This is a genomic window from Flavobacterium sp. YO64, from assembly GCF_004119505.1.
Classification (GTDB): domain Bacteria; phylum Bacteroidota; class Bacteroidia; order Flavobacteriales; family Flavobacteriaceae; genus Flavobacterium; species Flavobacterium oncorhynchi.
Genome location: NZ_NRQV01000038.1, coordinates 1 through 17,603 on the forward strand (window position 1 = coordinate 1; position 17,603 = coordinate 17,603).

Annotated in this window: 19 protein-coding genes and 2 tRNA genes; 10 read left to right on the forward strand and 11 right to left on the reverse strand. The window is 31.9% G+C overall.

The genetic code is table 11. The features are described 5' to 3' along the window. Positions 1-50: 50 nt before the first annotated feature. A complete protein-coding gene (gene rlmN, locus BOW57_RS18510; protein WP_089054931.1) occupies positions 51-1,094 on the reverse strand; it encodes a 23S rRNA (adenine(2503)-C(2))-methyltransferase RlmN in 1,044 nt (347 codons plus the stop codon). Positions 1,095-1,454: 360 nt separating this feature from the next. Between rlmN and BOW57_RS18515 the strand changes: the two genes are divergently transcribed. The 7 genes from BOW57_RS18515 (at position 1,455) to BOW57_RS18545 (ending at position 7,024) form a co-directional block, all read left to right on the forward strand. Continuing rightward, entirely contained in the window at positions 1,455-2,018 is a 564-nt protein-coding gene (locus BOW57_RS18515) for a YceI family protein (protein ID WP_089054932.1), read from the forward strand. Between the two features lie 320 nt (positions 2,019-2,338). Further along, positions 2,339-2,908, forward strand: coding sequence for a YceI family protein (locus BOW57_RS18520; RefSeq protein WP_129025975.1), 570 nt, complete (start codon positions 2,339-2,341; stop codon positions 2,906-2,908). Between the two features lie 5 nt (positions 2,909-2,913). Next, the gene (locus tag BOW57_RS18525; RefSeq protein ID WP_089054934.1) at positions 2,914-4,365 is read left to right on the forward strand and encodes a hypothetical protein; all 1,452 of its coding nucleotides are present in this window, start codon (positions 2,914-2,916) and stop codon (positions 4,363-4,365) included. A 270-nt stretch (positions 4,366-4,635) separates the two neighbouring features. Further along, the gene (locus tag BOW57_RS20925) at positions 4,636-4,926 is read left to right on the forward strand and encodes a hypothetical protein (RefSeq protein ID WP_241687476.1); all 291 of its coding nucleotides are present in this window, start codon (positions 4,636-4,638) and stop codon (positions 4,924-4,926) included. 181 nt (positions 4,927-5,107) lie between these two features. Beyond that, positions 5,108-5,473, forward strand: a complete 366-nt coding sequence (locus BOW57_RS18535) for a hypothetical protein (RefSeq protein ID WP_089054936.1) — start codon at positions 5,108-5,110, stop codon at positions 5,471-5,473. A gap of 112 nt (positions 5,474-5,585) precedes the next feature. After that, positions 5,586-6,227, forward strand: a complete 642-nt coding sequence (locus tag BOW57_RS18540) for an O-methyltransferase (protein ID WP_089054937.1) — start codon at positions 5,586-5,588, stop codon at positions 6,225-6,227. Between the two features lie 71 nt (positions 6,228-6,298). Beyond that, a complete protein-coding gene (locus tag BOW57_RS18545; protein ID WP_129056422.1) occupies positions 6,299-7,024 on the forward strand; it encodes a phytanoyl-CoA dioxygenase family protein in 726 nt (241 codons plus the stop codon). A 60-nt stretch (positions 7,025-7,084) separates the two neighbouring features. On the opposite strand, the gene BOW57_RS18550 is transcribed toward BOW57_RS18545, so the two are convergent. From BOW57_RS18550 to BOW57_RS18580, 7 genes are all read right to left on the reverse strand, one after another. Beyond that, the gene (locus BOW57_RS18550) at positions 7,085-7,648 is read right to left on the reverse strand and encodes a phosphatase PAP2 family protein (protein WP_129025980.1); all 564 of its coding nucleotides are present in this window, start codon (positions 7,646-7,648) and stop codon (positions 7,085-7,087) included. 1 nt (position 7,649) lies between these two features. Further along, the gene (locus BOW57_RS18555) at positions 7,650-7,997 is read right to left on the reverse strand and encodes a twin-arginine translocase TatA/TatE family subunit (RefSeq protein WP_089054939.1); all 348 of its coding nucleotides are present in this window, start codon (positions 7,995-7,997) and stop codon (positions 7,650-7,652) included. Between the two features lie 103 nt (positions 7,998-8,100). Further along, positions 8,101-10,338: a M1 family metallopeptidase gene (locus BOW57_RS18560; protein WP_129056424.1), complete on the reverse strand. Its 2,238-nt coding sequence runs from the start codon at positions 10,336-10,338 to the stop codon at positions 8,101-8,103. Positions 10,339-10,404: 66 nt separating this feature from the next. Then, positions 10,405-10,908 carry a DUF6702 family protein gene (locus tag BOW57_RS18565; protein ID WP_129056426.1) on the reverse strand — a complete coding sequence of 168 codons (504 nt, stop codon included), beginning with the start codon at positions 10,906-10,908 and terminating at the stop codon, positions 10,405-10,407. Continuing rightward, positions 10,908-11,663: a hypothetical protein gene (locus tag BOW57_RS18570; RefSeq protein WP_129056428.1), complete on the reverse strand. Its 756-nt coding sequence runs from the start codon at positions 11,661-11,663 to the stop codon at positions 10,908-10,910. Before BOW57_RS18570 ends, BOW57_RS18565 begins: the two co-directional genes overlap by 1 nt. Continuing rightward, entirely contained in the window at positions 11,653-12,345 is a 693-nt protein-coding gene (locus BOW57_RS18575) for a carboxypeptidase-like regulatory domain-containing protein (protein WP_129056430.1), read from the reverse strand. The genes BOW57_RS18570 and BOW57_RS18575 overlap by 11 nt, the downstream gene beginning before the upstream one ends. A 22-nt stretch (positions 12,346-12,367) precedes the next feature. Beyond that, positions 12,368-13,114: a carboxypeptidase-like regulatory domain-containing protein gene (locus BOW57_RS18580; RefSeq protein WP_241687477.1), complete on the reverse strand. Its 747-nt coding sequence runs from the start codon at positions 13,112-13,114 to the stop codon at positions 12,368-12,370. 163 nt (positions 13,115-13,277) lie between these two features. On the opposite strand from BOW57_RS18580, the gene pepE reads away from it, so the two are divergent. Then, a complete protein-coding gene (pepE, locus tag BOW57_RS18585; protein ID WP_129056433.1) occupies positions 13,278-13,985 on the forward strand; it encodes a dipeptidase PepE in 708 nt (235 codons plus the stop codon). 135 nt (positions 13,986-14,120) lie between these two features. Here pepE and BOW57_RS18590 read toward each other — a convergent pair. After that, positions 14,121-14,193 (reverse strand) — tRNA-Gly (locus BOW57_RS18590). Between the two features lie 107 nt (positions 14,194-14,300). Further along, positions 14,301-14,373: transfer RNA gene (locus BOW57_RS18595), tRNA-Gly, on the reverse strand. A 136-nt stretch (positions 14,374-14,509) separates the two neighbouring features. Here BOW57_RS18595 and BOW57_RS18600 point away from each other — a divergent pair. Together BOW57_RS18600 and BOW57_RS18605 are read left to right on the forward strand one after the other, a co-directional pair. Next, positions 14,510-14,947: a GNAT family N-acetyltransferase gene (locus tag BOW57_RS18600; protein ID WP_129056435.1), complete on the forward strand. Its 438-nt coding sequence runs from the start codon at positions 14,510-14,512 to the stop codon at positions 14,945-14,947. 1 nt (position 14,948) lies between these two features. Beyond that, on the forward strand, positions 14,949-16,532 hold the full coding sequence (locus BOW57_RS18605) for a murein L,D-transpeptidase (protein ID WP_129056437.1): 1,584 nt from the start codon (positions 14,949-14,951) through the stop codon (positions 16,530-16,532). On the opposite strand, the gene BOW57_RS18610 is transcribed toward BOW57_RS18605, so the two are convergent. Beyond that, positions 16,521-17,246, reverse strand: a complete 726-nt coding sequence (locus tag BOW57_RS18610; RefSeq protein WP_129056439.1) for a murein L,D-transpeptidase catalytic domain family protein — start codon at positions 17,244-17,246, stop codon at positions 16,521-16,523. The two genes, BOW57_RS18605 and BOW57_RS18610, sit on opposite strands and share 12 nt — an antisense overlap. Positions 17,247-17,603 lie beyond the last annotated feature (357 nt).

The window sequence follows — 17,603 nt, forward strand, 5'->3', positions numbered from 1 at the left end:
TAAAACAAGACTATTTTGTTTTAATGCTTTTTATATTTTTAAGATAAATTCTATCCTTCTTTGTTTGCCAATTGACCGCAGGCGGCATCGATATCTTTTCCGCGGCTGCGACGAACTTTTACCACAACTCCAATGTTTTCTAAAGCTTTGATATAAGCTAAAATTGACTCTTCTGAAGCCTGTTGAAACTCACCGTCATCAATTGGGTTATATTCTATTAAATTAACTTTACAAGGCACATATTTGCAAAATTTTACCAAAGCATCAATAGAAGCTTTGTCATCGTTAATTCCTTTCCAAACCACATATTCATACGAGATTTTACTTTTTGTCTTTCTGTACCAATATTCTAGTGCTTCTCGTAAGTCTTTTAAAGGAAAGTTTTTACTGAAAGGCATAATTTTAGCTCGGGTTTCGTCTATTGCTGAGTGCAATGAAACTGCTAATTTGAATTTCACTTCATCATCTGCCATCTTTTTAATCATCTTTGGAATTCCAGATGTCGAAAGCATAATACGTTTTGGCGACATTCCTAAACCTTCAGGCGACGTAACCATATCTATTGCTTTAATGACATTATTATAATTCATTAAAGGCTCTCCCATTCCCATAAAAACAATATTCGAAAGCGGATGATTGTGATACAAACGACTTTCTTTATCAATTGCCATAATTTGATCGTAAATCTCTCCCGGCTCAAGATTTCGCATTCTCTTTAATCTCGCAGTAGCACAAAAGTTACAATCTAAACTGCAGCCAACTTGGCTGGATACACAAGCGGTGGTTCTAGTTTCTGTAGGAATCAAAACAGATTCAACAACAAGTCCGTCATGAAGTCTAACCGCATTTTTTACAGTACCATCTGTACTGCGCTGCATTGTATCTACTTTAATGTGGTTGATTACAAAATTGTCTTCAAGCATAGATCGTGTTGCTTTGGCAACATTTGTCATATCTTCAAAGCTATGAGCTCCTTTGCTCCATAACCATTCATAGACTTGATTTCCGCGAAAAGCTTTGTCATTATTTGCGACAAAAAAATCTCGTAATTGCTCTTTTGATAAGGCTCGTATGTCTTTTTTCTCCATTTGCATGCTGCAAAGTTAATCACTTTTGTCCTTTTTTTTGATTTTTAAACACATTCTTAGTTAAATCAAAAAAATGATCTAGTATAAAAAGTGTTTTATACCTCTCTCAAAAAAAGAAATAATTCACTAAGAAACAAACACTTATCATTTCAAACATTTTCCTGAAAACCTATAATTAAGTTCAATTTGTTTCTCTATTCTTTACTATAACAATTTATATCACTTTTGCCCTGATTTTTATCATTCTATTTTTTGCGGATGCCTGATAATTTTGACCTAAGAAATTCAAGGAAAGCTTTAAACTCTTTAACCACTGCAAATGTTTTAAGCTTTCTAAGTTAAAAGATCAACCTAAAATTCTCAAAAATGAAAACAATTAAATCAATTTTATTTACAGTGATTTTTACAACAATCTCATTACAATTAAGCGCACAAAAAAACTATTCAGTAGTAGAAGCAAAATCAACTTTTGAAGTCGCAGGAACTTCTACCGTACACGATTGGGTTATGAGATCTACAGAAGGAACTGGTATTGCCAATTTAACGGTTAAGGAATCTAAACTAGCCGGCATAAACAGTTTATCTATTTCAATACTAGCTGAAAGTTTAAAAAGCAGTAAAACCAGCATGGACAGAGTGGCATATGAAGCCTTAGATACCGAAAAAAACAAAAACATTGAATATGTTTTAAAATCAGCAGAAAAAATAAACGAAACAACTTGGATTCTAACAGGAACTTATACCATTGCTGGTGTCAGCAAAGAATATCAAACTCAAGTAAAAATAACTGCCAATAACGGCACTTTTATGCTGCAAGGCTCCAACCAAATTACTTTTGGCGATTTTGAAATGGCCCCTCCAAAGGCAGCTCTTGGAGTTGTAAAAACAGGAAAAGATCTAACTGTGATTTTCAACATTATTTTAAGCTGAAACAAATTTCAACAGATAAATGCAACTTCTCTGCTAATACAAAAACAACAATTTGCTCCAAAAGTTATCAAGTCAGACTTTAAAAGTCTGCTAATTTGATAAAAACTCAAATTCTTTTTTAATATCAATATTGATTTTGACAAAAATGAAAACGTTGTAGTTATTAAATACCAATTTAATAAAATTTTAACAATGATTTTTATCATGTCTCATACTGATTTATAAGGAGATCTTTGGTACAAGTTAAAACAACATTCTTAATACTAGTATAGAAAACGGCCGACTGATTAACTTATTTTTTACACTAAAAACATGACAAAATGAAGATCAACAAAATAAAACTATTTGCATCTGTAATTGTACTCTTTGGAGTTACCACATTTGCTTCGGCACAAAAATCATACACATTAGATACTAAATCAACTTTTTCTGTTGCAGGTACTTCAACTCTTCATGATTGGGAAATGAAATCAGGTTCAGGGACTGGAACGGCAACTTTAACAATTGCCAATTCAAAACTAACAGATATTGAAGCGTTGTCTGTAACGCTATTAGCAGAGAGCATTAAAAGTGAGAAAAAAAGCATGGACAAGGTTGCTTATACAACTTTAAAAACGGATAAAAACAAAAACATTAAATATGTTTTAAAATCTGCAGAAAAAGTAAATGAAACCACTTGGGAATTGACTGGAACGTATACCATTGCCGGAGTAAGTAAAGTTTATAAAACTACGGTTAAAACAACTATTACGAAAGATGGATTAAACATGCAGGGATCGAACAAAATCACTTTTGCTGATTTTGGAATGAAATCTCCAACTGCAATGCTTGGAACCATTAAAACGGGACAAGATTTAACAATAAAATTCAATTTAAACTTTAATTTATAAACGCCATGAAGAAAATTTATATACTCGCAATAACATTAGTCAGCACATTTGCTGTTAATGCACAGGTAAGTTTTGGAAACATGCAAAACCAAATTTCTAGAGGAAAAGATGGTATTAATGTTTTCGACGTACAGAAAGACACTAGAGAATTTAAAGGTCTTAGTATTGACCTTGGCGGTGCTTTTAACATGGATTTCCAAGCAACAAATTCATTTAACAATCAACCTGCCAGTACTACAACTACGACTAATACGGCTACTGGAACTACTGTTAGATCAATTACTGGATATCGCTTAATGAATAATGAAAACAATTTTACTCTTCCTGCTGCTGATATGTATATTGGTGCTCAATTGTTTGATGGAGTAAGAGTAAATTTAGATGTTTATTTAGCTTCAAGACACCACAATGATTCTTATGTAAAAGGTGGATACTTACAAATTGACAAGTTAGACTTCATCAAAAAAGACTTTTTAGCTGATGTAATGAAATATGCTACAATTAAAATTGGGCAGATGGAGAACAATTTTGGTGATGCTCACTTCAGAGGTTCTGACAATGGTAATACAATCAGAAATGCATTTGTTGGAAACAACATTATGTATTCTTTCACTACAGAAATGGGTATGGAGGTTTACTATAACAGAAAAGGATTGGTTAGTATGTTAGGTGTTACAAATGGTAATTTAAATCAAAGTAATGAAGAAGTTTTTTACCCTGCTGGACCAAACGCTAATACAACGCACAGCCCTTCAATCTTAGCTAAACTTGGTTATGATAAACAGCTTAATAAAGATTTAAGAGTAAGACTAACGGGTTCTTATTACCATAATGCAAATCTTGGTAATGCAAACATATATTCTGCTAATAGATCAGGATTTGGTTATTGGGGTATATTGAATAATAACCCTTATAAAAACACCATTACTAAGACCGATGCAAATGGTACTGTTATTTCTACAACTACTACTGATGTTGCTAGTAGTTTCAGTAAAACATCTACTCCAGAAGCAACGTTCAATCCTAATTTCAAAAATTGGGCTACAACATACATGATTAATCCTTTTGTAAAATATAAAGGACTTGAATTCTTTGGAACAATCGAATTAGCTTCAGGAGGTGATAAAGCTGGTACTGACGACAAGCGTACAGCTAATCAATATGCTTCAGAACTTATTTACAGATTTGGAGAAACTGAACAATTCTACATTGGAGGAAAATACAATACCGTATCTGGAAAATTATCTAATGCTGATGCTAAAAAGGTTAGTGTAGATAAATTTGAAGCAAGTGCTGGTTGGTTTATGACTAAAAACATTTTAGCTAAATTAAACTACGTTAATCAAAAATATAAAGATTATTCACAATTTACAGGAGATCCTGCTACTGGAAATCTAAACAACTTTTATGGTGGTAAATTTGAAGGTCTAGTATTCGAAGCTGTAATTGCATTCTAATATAACAAAAATGCTTAATAGATTTATTTTTTTAATTCTGGGTTTAGTAATTTTCTTTTTCTTTGGAAGTGCTAAACCCACTTTTTTAGCAGATGATACAACTTTAGTAATAAATAAAATTAAAATAGAAATTACAGGATTATCATCTGTTGGCAAGTACAACTGTTCGAATACTTTTTCTATAAAAGATACAGTTTACTTAAACTCAAACAAAAAAACACTTTCAATACCGCTATCAAAATGACAAACTTTGATTGCGGCAATAAAATAATGACAAAAGATTTACAAGGAACTGTTAAGGCTAAAATATTCCCTAACAGTACTGTTTGCCTTACCGATATAAAGCCTAATGGTAAAAACTATAAATGCAACCTGAACTTTTTTATCACTAATAAAACACTAAAATATAAAGACTTTGTTTTATACAATGCTGATGATAAAATTCAGGGCACACTTTCTTTAAAATTCTCTGATCTTGAATTAGAACCTCCGGTAAAAATGGCGGGACTTATAAAAGTTAAAGATGATATTGTGATAAACTTTAGTTTGTACAAAAACTAACTCGCAATTGTCATTAAAAAAATTGCATCGGCTGATCAAAATTTAAAAATTTGGCACGAGAATTGTCTTGCACTCAAAAGAAAATATAATCTTACAAAGCGCGCAATCATTTTAAAATTTGTATTTTTATTATTCCACTTTATGACGTTTTAAAATTTTTAACCTAAAAAGACAATTTATTATGAAAAAACAAATTTTAACTTTAGCTGTAATTGCATTATTAACATTCGCGGTACAATCATGCGAAAAGAAAGAGCCAAAACCGGCAGAAGATGAATTAACTCTTGGAAACAAAGTTGACTCTTTAACAACTGATATTAAAGAAGTAAAAGACAGCGCTGTTACTAAAACAGAAAAAGCAGCTGAAGATGTAAAAGATGCTACTAAAAAAGCTGCCGACGATGTTGAAACTGCTGCTAAAAAAACAGCTGCTGATGTAAAAGATGCCACTAAAAAAGGTGCTGAAAAAGTAGAAAATGCTGCTAAAGCTGCTAAAGACGGAACTGTAAAAACAGCTAAAGAAGTAAATGACGCTTTGAAAAAATAATTTTCATCTCGAAATTAATACTGAAACCATTCGTTTACACGAATGGTTTTTTTATGCAAAATAGTAAGCAGATATTTTTTGTATTTTTGCTTTAAATTAGAACAAACACAAGATGCATTTTATTTCACAAGATCTAGAAGATTATATCGAACAACATTCTGAAAACGAACCAGAATTACTGGCGAAACTCAATAAAGAAACGTACCAAAAAATACTTTTACCGCGAATGTTGAGCGGGCATTTTCAAGGCCGTGTTTTGAGTATGCTCTCTAAATTGATTCGTCCGGTTAATATTCTTGAAATTGGAACTTACACGGGTTATGCCGCTTTATGCTTGTGCGAAGGAATGCAGGAAAACGGACAATTGCATACTATTGATATTAAAGAAGAATTAATTGATTTTCAGCGTAAATATTTTGATGCGTCTCCGTGGGGCAACCAAATTTTTCAGCACTTAGGAGAAGCAATTGATATTATTCCCACTTTAGATGTAAAGTTTGATTTAGTTTTTATTGATGCTGATAAAGAAAACTATCTTAATTACTGGGAAATGATAGTGCCAAAAATGAATAAAGGCGGTATTATTTTATCAGATAATGTTTTATGGAGCGGTAAAGTACTAGAACCCGTTCATCCTAATGATGTGAGTACAAAAGTGCTTTTAGAATATAATCTGCACTTAAAAAATGATCCAAGAGTAGAAACGGTTTTACTACCAATTCGTGATGGATTGACGGTGAGCAGGGTATTATAATTTTAAGATTCTAAGATACTGAGACGCTAAGGTTCTAAGGTTTTTTCTTTTCATATTTTAATCCATTTCGAATGAATTATTTAAATCAGATAAACAATGAAGGTTTTTCAATAATAAACAATATTTATACTAAAAATGAAATTGAAAAATTGATTTCATTAATAGAAAATACCACTAAAAACGGATTTAATAGTTCAACTTTTAGAAAATCTCAAGATTTATTCGCGATCAGACAATTTCACAAAGAAATACCTGAAACTTTGGACTTGATTTTCAATCAAAATCTAAAAGAAATTATTAAATCTAATTTTGGAACAGGATACTTTATAACCAAATCAATTTATTTTGACAAACCTGAAAAATCAAATTGGTTTGTGGCTTATCATCAAGATTTAACGATTTCTGTGGATAAGAAAATTGATGTTGAGAATTTTGAAAATTGGACTGTAAAACAAAATCAATATGCTGTTCAACCTCCAAAAGAAATTTTAGAAAACAATTTCACAATCAGAATCCATATTGATAAAACCACAAAAGATAATGGCGCTTTAAAAGTCATCAATAATTCACATTCAAAAGGAATTTTAAGAATTGAAAATCTGGATTTTGAAAATGAAAAAGAAACGATCTGTGAAATTGAAAAAGGTGGTATTATGATTATGAAACCTTTATTATTTCATGCTTCAAACAAAACCACAAACAGCGAAAGAAGAAGGGTTATTCATATTGAATTTAGTAAACAAGAGCTTCCTGCAGAATTACAATGGAGCGAAAGAACTGTTCTCAAAAACAATTAAGGTTCTAAGATAATGAAAACTTAGAACCTTAGTATCTTAGAAACTCAGAACCTTAAAAAGCTATCCTGGAAAATATTGCGGTTTTAATCTTCGGTAAGCTAAATAAATCAAGAAACCAAAAAGAGCTCCAAAGAAATACCCCGTTAGAATATCACCTGGATAATGCAATCCTAAATAAATTCGGCTGTAAGCAAAAACTAATGGCCATAAAAACAAGAAGCCTAAATACTTGAAATGGCGTTTTAAAACCAAAAACAAGAAAGTAGCAACTGCCATTGTGTTTGCTGCATGTCCTGAGAAAAAGCTGAATGATTTTCTAACCTGAACAACTCTAATAATCGAATTGATATCAGGATTATTACAAGGACGTAAACGCTGAAATGTATGTTTGAATAAATTAGTAGTTTGATCTGTAAACGCAATTAAAACTGCAATAAAAAGCAGTAAATACAAGGTTTGCTTTCCTCCTATTTTTTTATAAATAAGATAAAACATTAATAAAAATAATGGAGTCCAATACAATTGATTGGTAATAATCAGCCAAAGTTTATCGTAAGTTTCAGAACCAAGTCCGTTTAGATATACTAATAAATTTACATCTAATTCTTGTATTTTTTCAAGCATATTATCTTTGACGTTTTACTGGTCCTGAAATTGAATCTATATCTTCTTTTACCTTATCGATTTCTGTTGCTGTGTCTCCAAGCAGATTACCAGTATCTCCTAATATATTTGATTTCGCATCATTTATCTGTGCATTAATATTACCTGTTATATCAGTCAAAGACTTCGCATCAAGTCCATTAGCTTCAGCTCCCTTTTGAATTTCACTTTTAATATCGTTGGTTGCATTTTTTAACTGAGCCATTGCTTTACCCATAGTACGAGCAATTTCAGGCACTTTGTCAGAACCAAAAAGCATTAAAACTATAAACAGTATGAAAATTAATTCTCCTCCTCCTATACCAAACATAACTTTTATTTTTGTGTGCCACAAAGATATTAAATTTTGCAGCTTGCCGTTTTAAAATTTCCTTAAAAAAAAAGACTCTTTTCAGAGTCTTTTAGCTTTATTCTTAGTCAAACTTTGACTTTTGTTCTACTTTTGGCCAAGAATTATTCGTTACATCAATATCAGCAGTTAATAATTTTGGATCTATCTGAATACTTTTTATTGCTTTTGAAACTGCATATACTTTCTTAGCTGTATCATTGTTTTTTCTCCAAATTTGCGCAGGATATTTGTAATTATCTTTTGTACCATCTTCATAAGTTATTTCAACAAGAATTGGCATAATCATACCTCCCGGTTTATTAAACTCAACTTCATAAAAATACTTAGGCGATTTTATGCTTGCTTTTTCTTCAACAGTAAATGTTTGGTCAACATAATCTGCTAGAGGCTTAATATCTTCAACATCTAATGCTTTTTTCTTAGAAGAACTTACCTCTGCATTATCTCCTGAAACTAAATATACAAAAGGACCTTTTTCAAAACCAAAACGGCCTTTTCTAACTTTTACATCTTTAATATCTGCTGTTGGAGTATCAGAAACGTAATATTGTTTCACATCTTTAATTCCGATGTCTACAAAATCAGTTGAATAAAACCAACCTCTAAAGAACCAATCTAAATCTACAGCCGAGGCGTCTTCCATTGTTCTAAAGAAATCTTCAGGAGTTGGGTGTTTAAATTTCCATCTATTTGCATACGTTTTAAATGCATAATCAAACAGCTCTCTTCCCATAACAACTTCTCTTAAAATATTAAGACCTGTTGCAGGTTTTCCGTAAGCGTTATTTCCAAACTGGTGAATTGTCTCAGAGTTAGACATAATTGGCTCTAAAAACTTTTGATCGCCACTCATGTAAGGAACAATATTCTTTGCAGGCCCACGTCTTGATGGAAAGTTTGGATCTAATTCCTGTTCAGCCAAATATTCTAAAAACGAGTTTAAACCTTCATCCATCCAAGTCCATTGACGCTCATCTGAGTTTACAATCATTGGAAAAAAGTTGTGGCCAACTTCATGAATAACCACACCAATCATTCCGTTTTTAACCTCTTTACTAGTCACTCCGTTTTCATCAGGACGCCCATAATTCCAACAAATCATCGGATATTCCATACCTTGATCCTCTGCAGAAACTGATACTGCTTTTGGATAAGGATAGTCAAAAGTATGTGATGAATAACTTCTTAAAGTATGTGCAACGGTCATTGTAGAAGTTTCTCCCCAAAGCGGATTTGATTCTTTTGGATAAACAGACTCTGCCATTACAATTTTATTGTTCAATTTTACAGCCATTGCATCATAAATGAATTTTCTTGAAGATGCAATTCCGAAATCACGAACATTTTTAGCGCTGAATTTCCATGTTTTTTTCTTTTCAGAAAAACCTTTTTCAGCGGCTTCGGCTTCGGCTTGCGTAACAATTACAACAGGTTTGTCAAATGATTTTTGAGCCTGTTCATAACGCTTAACTTGTTCTGCCGTAAAAACTTCACTTCTATTTGTTAATTCTCCAGTTGCATCAATTATATGATCTGCAGGAACTGTAATATTTACATCAAAATTCCCAAAAGGCAGGGCAAATTCGCCACTTCCCCAAAACTGCATATTCTGCCAGCCTTCAACATCGTTATATACCGCCATTCTTGGGTAAAACTGCGCGATTACATATAGTTTGTTACCATCTTTTTCAAACAATTCATAACCTGAACGTCCGCCTTCTTTTCTGTAATTATTAATGTTGTACCACCATTTTACCGAAAATACAATTTTCTCTCCTGGTTTTAAAGGAGAAACCAGATTAATTCGCATCATAGTTTCATTGATCGTATAAGACATTGCATTTCCCTTTGCATCTTTTACTTGTTCAATATTAAAACCACGTTCTAAATTTTTCTTTAAATATTTAGTAGAAAAACCTTCAAGCGGTAAAACTTGATTAATTTTTTCACCTTCAGCCAATGAAGTCTGCGTATTAGCTTTAGCCTGATTTTGATCTAACTGCACCCATAAATACTCTAAACTATCTGGTGAATTGTTAGAATAAGTAATCGTTTCATAACCACTTAATTTTGAATTTTTATCATCTAATTCAATATCAATTTTATAATCTGCCTGCTGCTGATAATATGCTGGTCCAGGCGCACCAGATGCTGTACGAAACATATTGGGTGTTGCCAGCAAATCGTACATCTGGCTAAACTTATTTGTATCGTATTTGCCTTGCTGTCTAGGTGCTGTTCCTTTTTCCTGAGCAATTAACATAGCAGGAAAAATTAATAATAATGAAAGTTTTTTCATAAAAATTTAATGGTAATTTTATCTGGGTGTGAAAATAATAATTAATATACTCATTTAACTTATAAATTAGTATTTTAACAATTCTTTCCTTGAAGATCCTGTAAAAAGCACACTCCTTTTAATCCCAAATGCTGTAACATGTGTAATATTCTGCTGTTCAGCATTCCAGTCGACCAAAATGGTATTTACAATTTCGATTGTCTTAAACTTTTCAACATCTTTTATTCTCGAATAACACACCAAAACATCACCTTCAACCTCTTTAGATAAAAAGGCAACTGGTTTTGTTTGTCCGTTTACTTTAATCGTAAAATTTTCAGAAAGATATTTTTTAAGCAAATCAGCATCTGCAGGAGTTTCACGCTCTGTACCTACAAGTGTTTTTTTATGGTACTTTTTCTCCATACCATTATTCAAATCATCAATAAAAATTCGAGATGTAATTTGAATCATTTTCTTTTCTGCCGCATATTCAACCTGAAAAACACCTACATAAAACTTATGAAAGGCAAAAGCGGAAAGCGAGAGAAACAATAACCCAAGTAAAGGATAAACGAACCTTTTTTTCATTACTGCGGAGAATTCACCTTTTTAAACTCCTTATTTTTATTAATCATAAAATCGATCAATTCAAATTTTTCTTCAGGCTTAAGATGCCTTTTAGATTCAGGATCATTAGAACAATACATTAAAAACAAATCAATTTCATCTTCTTTCAAACCTAGGGTTTTTGTATAAAAATCTGATTTAAAATTGGCTTTAGAATATTCCACAAAAGCAATATCAGATATTACTTCTTCTTTTACGTCTTTATTTTTAGAAAGAAGTTTTTTTACATCCTTAAATATTCTAACAAAATCAGTTCCGTATTTAATTGTTTGATCAGAGTACATTACAGTATTCTTTGCTGTAGACTGCTTATCATCTTCAAACTGCATATCAACAAGAGCCTGCGAGTTTCCGCCTTGAAAAGCTTTAACTTTTAAATCTTTTCGAACCAAAACTTCTTTCAATTCATTGCTTACCAAATCTAAAGGCACTGAAAAAAGAATTTGAGCACAGTCTTTCTCTGTCAAAACAATTTTCTTTGACTGAAAAGCTAAACCTGTAAACAACAGCGTATCTTTAGGTCTTGCCATAATGTCAAACAACCCGCCAGAACCAATAAATGTTCTAATTTTAGCATTTACATTCATAACATAACCGCTTTCAATAGCTAGCGATCCGTTAACAACCTGACCATGCAAAGAGGTTCTTGAATTATTTTGACCAAACATTACTTGACAAAACAAGCAGATAACAACAATTGTAATTTTATTTTTCATTTTCAAGGATTATAAGATATTTACGAGCCAGATCAGTAATTAAAAACATGCTCATTGTTTTATTCTTAGTATTCAAAGATACAGCAAATTCAGTATCATCCACACAAAATAATTGAAATCCTTTAATATCATTAACTGGAATTTTTAATCTTTCAGTATAATAGTTCTCCTCAAAAAGATATTCTATTTTTCTAAAAAGCATCTCTTTTTTCTCCACATTTATCTCCTTTTTCAGCATTGCAGTCCGCCCCGAAATTCCGTTTAATATTTTATCTACCGATGTAGAGGTTGCAGTATACACTTTTCTTTCGGCAGGCGTGTACGTTTTTTGCCCATGCGGTACAATTCCTAAATTTTCAGCCGTAATACCGTAATTATCATTAACCACAACTTCTTTTAACTCAATTTCTTTCGCAGTCATTTTAATCGAAAGCAAACTCAAACCAAGATCAGCAATTGTAATCCGACGTTTTACAGGATCTAAATTTACTGCTGAAAACACCAAAACATCTCCTTCTTTTACCGAAATTGAAAAACGCCCATCATTGTCAGAAACAGTCGCAATCTGTGTATCATTATTGATAATATTCACACCCCCGATTGGAGTAGACTGCTCAAATATTTGCCCTGAAATCACTTTTCCATTGCCATTTTGTCCAAAACAAATTTGAACAAAACACATAAAAAAGGTTATATATAAAGTATTACTTAAGTTCACTTGCAATTATTTCTTTGTATTTTACCGCCAGCTCTCCTAACAAAAACTCTGTAGAAGTTTTATTTTTCGAATTCAAAATAGCTGTAAACCTTTCATTATCGACAGCATAATATTCAAATCCTTTTACATAGTCTAGCGGAATCTTCAGTCTGTTAACAAAATGATCCATACTAAACATATTCTCCAAAAGCCTCATAAAAGCTTCTTTCTTTTCGACAGCGACTTCTTTTTTAAGCATAGCTGTGCGGCCCGAAAGAAAATTCATTAAAGGATCTGCAGTCAAACCACCTCCCGGAGCTTTTAAATCCGTTGCTGTATGCAATTTCCTTTCGGCTACTGTATACCTTTTTTGCCCCTCAGGAACAATCCCTAAAGAAACAGCATTTATTCTATCGTATCTCTTTACAACTACTTCCTGCAGCTGATTCATCACCATATTCATTTTTATCGTAAAGTCTAAATCTGTAAAATTAGCCGCAGACAGTGAGACTCTATTTTCTTTAAATTGTATAGATGAAAAAACAAGCGTATCATCGGCTTTTGCCATAATCGAAAAAGCACCAGAAGCATCTGTAGTAGTCATTGCTTCTGTTTGCGCATTTACAACATAAACTCCTTCTAAATCATTGGTATTAGCAATGATTTTTCCATTCAAAACAGAGCGTTCTTGATTTTGAGACCATAGATTTTGACTCATAACAGCAACAAAAAAGCAGACAACTTTTGTAATCAAAATAAAAAATCTTAGAATTTTATTAAAAAGGTAAAAATATCCTAATGTATTCCAAATTTAATATTAAGGAGTTGGTAAAAATATGTTAATTAACCAAAGTTAAACACACTCAGAAAGCTAGATTTTTAATACCTTTAACATACAAAATCAGAGTTTAAAAATTATGAAAAGCATTATCATTGCAAGCACCTCTACTTTACACGAAGGCAGCTATTTAGAATACTTATTACCAACATTACAAGTACATTTTAAAAATTGTAAAAGCATTTTATTTATTCCGTACGCACGTCCCGGCGGAATTTCTCATGACGAATACACGCAAAAAGCCGCGCAAGCTTTTGCTACAATCAATATAAAACTGCAAGGAATTCATGAATTTGAAAGTCCAGAAAGCGCCTTAAAAAATGCTGAAGGAATATTTACAGGCGGAGGAAATACTTTTTTACTTGTTACACAATTGTACAAAAACAACATTATGCAGTTGCTTTCTGAAACTGTAAAAAATGGAACTCCATATCTTGGAACAAGCGCTGGAAGCAACATATGCGGACTGTCTATGCAGACAACTAACGATATGCCAATCATTTACCCTCCAAGTTTTCAAACTTTAGGATTAATTCCATTCAACTTAAATCCGCATTATCTAGATCCCGATTTAAACTCTAAACATATGGGAGAAACGCGCGAAACAAGAATTAAGGAGTTTCATGCTTTTAATTCAATTCCAGTTTTAGGTTTAAGAGAAGGCAGCTGGCTGGAAGTAAAAGGCGAAAAAATAACCTTAAAAGGAAGTTTACAAGCTCGTTTATTTTTACAAAACGAAACACCGACAGAACTAGAAACTGAAAGTGATTTAAGTAATTTAAAATAAAGATTCAATATTTTAAATTCTAAATTCCAAAATTAAAGAGATAAATATAAAATTGGGATTTAGAATTTAGAGTATTAGAATTTACATTTAGTTTAAAAACAAAAAAGCCTCAAACAATGTTTGAGGCTTTTAAAGAGCGAAAGACGAGGCTCGAACTCGCGACAACCAGCTTGGAAGGCTGGAGCTCTACCAACTGAGCTACTTTCGCATTAACAGGGTGCAAATATAAACAATTAAATCATTCTAAAAAATAAAAATCAAAAAATTATTTAATTTTGGTAAAAAAACCGAAACGATTAAATTTCGGTTTTTTAGAGCGAAAGACGAGGCTCGAACTCGCGACAACCAGCTTGGAAGGCTGGAGCTCTACCAACTGAGCTACTTTCGCATTACTGTGGTGCAAATATAGAAAATAAGTTAAGTTCAAAACAAGCTTTTTCGCAAAAAAAATCAACAAAAATCAACATTTAATTATAACACATTTAAAATTAAAAAGTTATAAAAACAATTATTTTTCAAAAATCATGAATATCATCAAAGAAATCCCATCAAAAGAAACTTATATCGTACGCCAACCTGTTTTAAGAAACGGAAAACCTATAGAAAGCTGCATCTTTGAAGGAGATAATCTTGAAACAACTCATCATTTTGGCTTGTTTCAAAACGAAAATTTAACAGGAATTATTTCATTATTCACTAAATCCAACCCTATCTTTGCCGAAAATTCACAGGGTCAAATTCGCGGCATGGCAATTTTAGAGAATCACCAAAAAAAGGGATTCGGAGAAGCTTTAGTAAAACATTGTGAAGACTATTGTAAACAAAATAAAGTCGATTTAATTTGGTTTAACGCTAGAACCGCAGCGGTAGGTTTTTACAAAAGAATGAACTATGAAGTTCTTGGCGAACCATTTGAAATAAAAGACGTTGGAGAACATTATTTGATGTTTAAAAAAATATAGAATGAAAAAATTTTACCTTTTATTAGTATTATGCAGTTTGATTAGTTGTAAAAAAGATACTCCTAAAACAACACCCGTTGTCGTAAAAAAAACGCCGGCAATCATACTTACTGATGAAAGAACGGTTCAAATTGACACTGCACTAATTGGTACTTTTAAAAGCGAAACTTTAAAACAATTCTACAACTCTTCTGAGAACAAAACGGTTTGGGGAAATTTAAAAAAGAGAAATTATGTCCTATCACAGTTAGAAAAATCAGATGAATTAGGATTAAACCCCGAAGATTATAAAGCATCTAAATTAAAAAAATTCGAAAGCAAAATAAGCTCTCTGAGCGATTCTGACTTGGCTACTTATGATATATTACTGACTTATAATTTTGAAAAATACCTAAATCATCTTTACAAAGGCAAACTTGATCCTAAAAAAATATATACAGACTGGGATTTAGACGAAAAAACATTTGATGTAAACAATGTTTTAATTAAAGCTTTTAACAAAGACAAATTAGACAGCATTGTTGACAACATTCAGCCTAAATCCCAAACTTATAAGCAGCTGTTAAAAGCATTGGAAATCATTAAAACTTTTCCAGATGACGAAATCAAAAATATACAATCTCTTGAAAAAATCACTTTAAACGACACCAATTCTGCTTTAATAAACATAAAAAAAAGGCTTTTATTCTGGAATGATATGTCAGGAAAAGACAGCCTGACAAACATTTATAATCAAAAGACATTTGAGTCAGTTAAAAAATTTCAAGAAAGACACGGCCTCGCTCCCGATGGAGTTATAGGACAAGGAACTATAAATGCTTTAAACTACTCTAAAGAAAAAAGAAGACAACAAATTATTGTCAATTTAGAGCGATGGAGATGGTTCCCTACTGATTTAGCAGAGGAATACTTCATCATCAACATTCCGAATTACAGCTTAGATGTTGTCGAGAATCAAGACACTATTTTATCAAAAAATATTGTCGTTGGAACCAGTAAAAGAAAAACACCAATTATTACATCGGTACTAAAAACTGTTGTTTTTAACCCAACTTGGACAGTTCCTCCTACAATTCTAAAAGAAGATGTCGTTCCTGCAATGAAGCGCAATCGAAATTATTTGGCCAATAAAAGCATCACAATTTATGATACCGCTGGAAACATAGTAGAGCCAACTGCGTGGAACGAAAACAAGCCTCATAATTATCGTTATGTACAAAGTCCAGGCTATAATAATTCATTAGGATTAATGAAAATTTTATTCCCAAATCGTCACAGCGTTTATCTTCATGACACAAACCATCGCAATTACTTTGGAAGAAACAATCGTTCTTTAAGCTCTGGCTGCGTTCGTGTTGAAAATCCACTTGAATTAGCAGAACATATTTTAGATGATTCTGAAAAGTTTTCAAAAGAAAAAATCGACACAATAATCGCTTCCAAAAAAACAACGAGTGCAAAAATTACCAAAAAATATGCTTTATACCAATGGTATTGGACTGCTTGGAGCAAAAAAAATCAGCTCATTTTTAGAGCTGATATTTATAATCTAGATTCGGATTTGTATACTAAACTAAGAAATTAGCCTCTCCTCCATCGTAAAACTTCTTGATGGATGATAAATATACAAACATGATTTATCTTTTATTGTTTCAATTATTTCATCTGTCAATTCAACTGGAACTGCTGGACAACCTTGACTTCTGCCTAATCTTTTATGATCTCTAATAAAAGATTCAGATACATAATCAGCACCATGCATTACAACTCCTCTTTCGCGAGCATTGTCATTTAAACCTCTTTCTAAGCCATCTAAACGCAATGAAGCCCCATGTTTTCCTCGATAAATTTCGCCAGTAGCATAAAACCCTAAGCTGCTTTTAAACGATGAGTTTATATTTGAAAACGCTGATGCAAATTCTTCTCCCGTATTTCGACCATGAGCAACTAACGAATTGAACAAAATTTTATTTGTCGTCATATCAATTACCCATAAACGTTTAGTATTTGATGACAAACTAAAATCAATTAATGTTAAAATGTTTTTTTGAACAATCCCTCTTTCTTTCAAAAGATAAAAACCTTTTAAAGCTTCAGTAAAAGTTTTAAGTTCCGGAACATTAAAATTATTAGTATCTAATGTTTTATAAATATTTTCGATTTTTGCCTCAACTGTAAGGTTCTTTTCAACCTTAGCAACGGTTTTAGTCGTTGCATTTTTAATTTCGGGTGTGTTTTTTGAATCTTTTCCAAAAGATAATAATAAAAACACAAGCAGTGGATAAATTTTGTAAATCATTGAATTTCTTTAGGTTAATAAAAAATCTGGGTATGGCAAAAATATAAATTATTTACAGTCGTCAAAATAGAAGCCTGAAAATCAGGCCTTTTTTGTTTAAATTTTAACATAATTAACATAAAAAAGGGTATTCCTGTAAGATATTTACTTACCACTAAAACACAAACTTTCCCGCCCAAATTCTTAAAGAAAATACAATTAAACTTTTTCTTCAAGTTATCAGAAAGCTAAATTTCAAAAGAAAACATAAAGAGATTTTGCAAAAAATCACAATATTATCTTCCTTTTAAAAGCCGACACACCATTTCAACACTTTGATACTGTCAAAATAAAGTTCATAAAAAGACCTTAGCGTGA

Coding starts and splice junctions, on each gene's coding strand:
- BOW57_RS18545 (WP_129056422.1), top strand. CDS start 6,299: ATGAATTATTTAAATCAGATAAACAATGAAGGTTTTTCAATAATAAAC.
- BOW57_RS18610 (WP_129056439.1), bottom strand. CDS start 17,246: ATGATTTACAAAATTTATCCACTGCTTGTGTTTTTATTATTATCTTTT.
- BOW57_RS18560 (WP_129056424.1), bottom strand. CDS start 10,338: ATGAAAAAACTTTCATTATTATTAATTTTTCCTGCTATGTTAATTGCT.
- pepE (WP_129056433.1), top strand. CDS start 13,278: ATGAAAAGCATTATCATTGCAAGCACCTCTACTTTACACGAAGGCAGC.
- BOW57_RS18520 (WP_129025975.1), top strand. CDS start 2,339: ATGAAGATCAACAAAATAAAACTATTTGCATCTGTAATTGTACTCTTT.
- BOW57_RS18535 (WP_089054936.1), top strand. CDS start 5,108: ATGAAAAAACAAATTTTAACTTTAGCTGTAATTGCATTATTAACATTC.
- BOW57_RS18605 (WP_129056437.1), top strand. CDS start 14,949: ATGAAAAAATTTTACCTTTTATTAGTATTATGCAGTTTGATTAGTTGT.
- BOW57_RS18515 (WP_089054932.1), top strand. CDS start 1,455: ATGAAAACAATTAAATCAATTTTATTTACAGTGATTTTTACAACAATC.
- BOW57_RS18555 (WP_089054939.1), bottom strand. CDS start 7,997: ATGTTTGGTATAGGAGGAGGAGAATTAATTTTCATACTGTTTATAGTT.
- BOW57_RS18570 (WP_129056428.1), bottom strand. CDS start 11,663: ATGAAAAATAAAATTACAATTGTTGTTATCTGCTTGTTTTGTCAAGTA.
- rlmN (WP_089054931.1), bottom strand. CDS start 1,094: ATGCAAATGGAGAAAAAAGACATACGAGCCTTATCAAAAGAGCAATTA.
- BOW57_RS18540 (WP_089054937.1), top strand. CDS start 5,586: ATGCATTTTATTTCACAAGATCTAGAAGATTATATCGAACAACATTCT.
- BOW57_RS18600 (WP_129056435.1), top strand. CDS start 14,510: ATGAATATCATCAAAGAAATCCCATCAAAAGAAACTTATATCGTACGC.
- BOW57_RS18575 (WP_129056430.1), bottom strand. CDS start 12,345: ATGTGTTTTGTTCAAATTTGTTTTGGACAAAATGGCAATGGAAAAGTG.
- BOW57_RS20925 (WP_241687476.1), top strand. CDS start 4,636: ATGACAAAAGATTTACAAGGAACTGTTAAGGCTAAAATATTCCCTAAC.
- BOW57_RS18550 (WP_129025980.1), bottom strand. CDS start 7,648: ATGCTTGAAAAAATACAAGAATTAGATGTAAATTTATTAGTATATCTA.
- BOW57_RS18565 (WP_129056426.1), bottom strand. CDS start 10,908: ATGAAAAAAAGGTTCGTTTATCCTTTACTTGGGTTATTGTTTCTCTCG.
- BOW57_RS18525 (WP_089054934.1), top strand. CDS start 2,914: ATGAAGAAAATTTATATACTCGCAATAACATTAGTCAGCACATTTGCT.